This is a genomic window from Micromonospora sp. AB353, assembly GCF_049538395.1.
GTDB classification, from domain to species: Bacteria; Actinomycetota; Actinomycetes; order Mycobacteriales; family Micromonosporaceae; genus Micromonospora; species Micromonospora aurantiaca.
The window spans coordinates 1-243 of the sequence record NZ_JBMVFV010000209.1 but is presented as its reverse complement, the minus strand read 5'-3'; the positions used below and the strand labels follow the sequence as shown (position 1 = coordinate 243).

Annotated in this window: 1 protein-coding gene; it reads right to left on the bottom strand. The window is 70.0% G+C overall.

Features of this window, described 5'->3' with window-relative positions; all coding sequences use genetic code 11:
- On the bottom strand, positions 1–185 hold a 185-nt coding region (locus tag ACPCK6_RS29705), incomplete at its 3' end, for a ketoreductase domain-containing protein (protein WP_423482871.1).
- Positions 186–243: the final 58 nt, after the last annotated feature.

Sequence of the window (243 nt, the reverse complement as noted above, 5' to 3'; positions counted from 1 at the left end):
CCCGCCGCGTACGCCGACTGACCCGGCGAACCCAACACACCAGCAACCGACGAGAACACCACGAACAGGTCCAGCGCGAGCGACGCCGTCGCCTCATGCAACAACCAACCCGCCGACACCTTCGGCGCCAACACCGCCGCCAACCGCTCGGCGGTCAGCCCCTCCACGACACCGTCGTCCAGCACACCAGCCGTGTGCACCACACCCGCCAGCCGACCCCCGGCAACGACCTCCGCCACCAGA